This is a genomic window from Ensifer sp. (assembly GCF_035999135.1).
In the GTDB taxonomy this organism is placed as follows: Bacteria; Pseudomonadota; Alphaproteobacteria; order Rhizobiales; family Rhizobiaceae; genus Ensifer.
On record NZ_DASYGZ010000150.1, the window covers coordinates 1 to 2,454 of the forward strand.

Here is a 2,454-nt window from a genome sequence, read left to right on the forward strand (position 1 = left end):
GCGATCTGCGGCGGTGCCGGGCACTCTTGCAAACAGGACGTTTGGGCTACCCGGTCACGAGCATGAACCGCTCTTGCCGGGTGTTTGGATTCGGGGACTGAAGACGATGGAACAGGTTGGATTGGCCGCGGCGACGCACGATGTGAGCCTCTGGTCGCTATTCATGCAAGCGGGCTTCGTCGTGAAGCTGGTCATGCTGGGGCTGATCGCAGCCTCCGTCTGGACCTGGGCGATCGTCGTCGACAAGACGCTGAACTACGGCCGCGTTCGCCGCCAGCTCGACAGCTTCGAGCAGGTGTTCTGGTCCGGCCAGTCGCTGGAAGAACTCTACCGCACGCTCGCCGACCGGCAGACCGCCGGGATGGGGGCGATCTTCGTATCCGCCATGCGGGAATGGAAGAAGAGCTTCGAGCGCGGCGCGCGCTCGCCGATCGGCCTGCAGATGCGTATCGACCGCGCCATGGACGTGACACTCGCCCGTGAATCGGAATCGCTCGAAGCGCGCCTCGGCTCGCTCGCGACCATTGGCTCGGCAGCACCCTTCATCGGTCTCTTCGGTACCGTCGTCGGTATCATGACCTCGTTCCAGGCGATCGCCGGCTCGAAGTCGACCAACCTTGCGGTCGTTGCGCCCGGTATCGCCGAAGCGCTGCTTGCCACCGCGATCGGCCTTCTCGCCGCTATCCCGGCGGTTATCGCCTACAACAAGTTCTCGGCCGATGCCGGCAAGCTCTCGGCGCGCATGGAAGCGTTCGCCGACGAGTTCTCCGCCATCCTGTCGCGCCAGATCGACGAGAAGCTGCAGAGCCCGCGTCAGGCCGCGCAGTAATCGCCAGAAAGTACGGAGACCACGCTGATGGGTATGTCGGTTGGCGGAGCCAAGGGTTCGGGTGGCGGACGTCGTCGCCGCGGCGGCAAGAAGGCCATGATGAGCGAGATCAACGTGACGCCGTTCGTCGACGTCATGCTCGTGCTCCTGATCATCTTCATGGTGGCAGCACCGATGATGACGGTCGGCGTGCCGATCGACCTGCCGGAAACGCAGGCAAAGGCGCTCAATTCCGATACGCAGCCGATCACCGTTTCGGTCAACCCGGCCGGCGAGATCTATCTGCAGGAAACCCCGATTGCCATTGATGAAGTCGTGCCGAAGCTCGAGGCGATTGCAACGACCGGCTACAACGAACGCATCTACGTGCGCGGCGACACCAATGCCGACTATGGCACGGTCATGAAGGTCATGGCCCGCATCTCGGCTGCCGGTTTCAAGAACCTCGGCCTCGTCACGCTGCAAGAACAGGAAAAGTGACGTCCAAGATGAAGGGCAGTCTCGCTACATCTGCTGTCCTCCACGCCATGGTCTTGACCTGGGCGCTGGTGTCGCTTGGCAGCCCGGCTGACTTCCAGGTCGCCGACGTCGAGGCCTTGCCTGTCGACATCGTACCCTATTCGGAAATGACCCAGGTCCAGCAGGGCGACAAGAAGGCACCGAAGAAGGAGCATTCGTCGCCGGTCCCGACCAAGCGTCCGGAGACGAACCAGCCGGCCGAAAATGTCGGCGACAACGACACCGACCTGAAGACACCGCCGACGCCGAACGCCAAGCCGTCGAAGAGCGAAGCCACGGCGTCGCCCGAGAAGAACGACAAGCCCGAGCCGACGCCCGACCCGGTCGAGCAGGAAATCAAGAAGGTCGAGGAGACGAAACCCGCCTCCGAGCCCGCGACCGAAGTGGCAGCCCTGCCGGAACCCAAGCAGGAAGTGAAGCCGGAAACGAAGCCGGATCCGGCGCCCGCCGAAGAAAAGCCTGCCGAAAACCCGGAAGCCGAAGCCTTGCCCGAAAAGGTGCCGACGCCGGCCGCAAAGCCGAAGGTCGAAAAGCCGGCCCAGAGCGCCAAGACGCCTGAGCGCAAGGACGAGCAGACGCCGAAGGAACAGAAGAAGCAGGCTTCCACCGAGGACAGCAAGTTCAACGCCGACGAGATCGCGGCTCTGCTCAATCGGCAGGATCCGTCTGCCGGCGGCGCCAAGCGTTCGACGCAGGAAGCGGCTCTCGGCGGCAAGAAGACCATCGGCGTCGGCCTCAGCGCCAACGAGATCGACGGCGTCAAGGGCCAGATCCAGGGCAACTGGTCGCTGACACCGGGCCTGACCGGCGTCGAGGAGGTCCGGGTCACGGTCCGCGTGCAGCTCGACCCGTCGGGCAATATCGTCGGCACGCCCGAAGTGACCGCCACCGGTGGCCCCGAAGGCACCCGCCGCGCCGTTGAGAGCAGCACCTTGCGTGCGATCCGTCGCTCGGCCCCGCTACAGAACCTGCCGCCTGACAAATATGAGGGCGAAAAAGGATGGAATACCCTCGTGCTGAACTTCGACCCCTCGGAATTCGCACTCTAGAGCTGCCGGGATTGGAACCCATGCCGGATAGCAAACCACCCCTGCAAACCCTTCGTA

At 63.8% G+C, this 2,454-nt stretch carries 3 protein-coding genes; all 3 read left to right on the plus strand.

Annotated elements, in window-relative coordinates; translation table 11 throughout:
- The first annotated feature begins 106 nt into the window (after window positions 1–106).
- From tolQ to VGO12_RS20125, 3 genes are read left to right on the plus strand one after another with little or no spacing between them, the layout of a single operon-like run.
- Entirely contained in the window at window positions 107–829 is a 723-nt protein-coding gene (tolQ, locus tag VGO12_RS20115; RefSeq protein WP_327495910.1) for a protein TolQ, read from the plus strand.
- A gap of 27 nt (window positions 830–856) precedes the next feature.
- Complete coding sequence (tolR, locus tag VGO12_RS20120) at window positions 857–1,309, plus strand: protein TolR (RefSeq protein ID WP_077959802.1); 453 nt, start codon at window positions 857–859, stop codon at window positions 1,307–1,309.
- A gap of 8 nt (window positions 1,310–1,317) precedes the next feature.
- On the plus strand, window positions 1,318–2,397 hold the full coding sequence (locus VGO12_RS20125) for a hypothetical protein (RefSeq protein WP_327514532.1): 1,080 nt from the start codon (window positions 1,318–1,320) through the stop codon (window positions 2,395–2,397).
- The last annotated feature ends 57 nt before the right edge of the window (window positions 2,398–2,454 follow it).

Excerpts from the sequence above, each read along its gene's own strand:
- tolQ (WP_327495910.1), top strand. The coding sequence starts at position 107 with ATGGAACAGGTTGGATTGGCCGCGGCGACGCACGATGTGAGCCTCTGG.
- tolR (WP_077959802.1), top strand. The coding sequence starts at position 857 with ATGGGTATGTCGGTTGGCGGAGCCAAGGGTTCGGGTGGCGGACGTCGT.
- VGO12_RS20125 (WP_327514532.1), top strand. The coding sequence starts at position 1,318 with ATGAAGGGCAGTCTCGCTACATCTGCTGTCCTCCACGCCATGGTCTTG.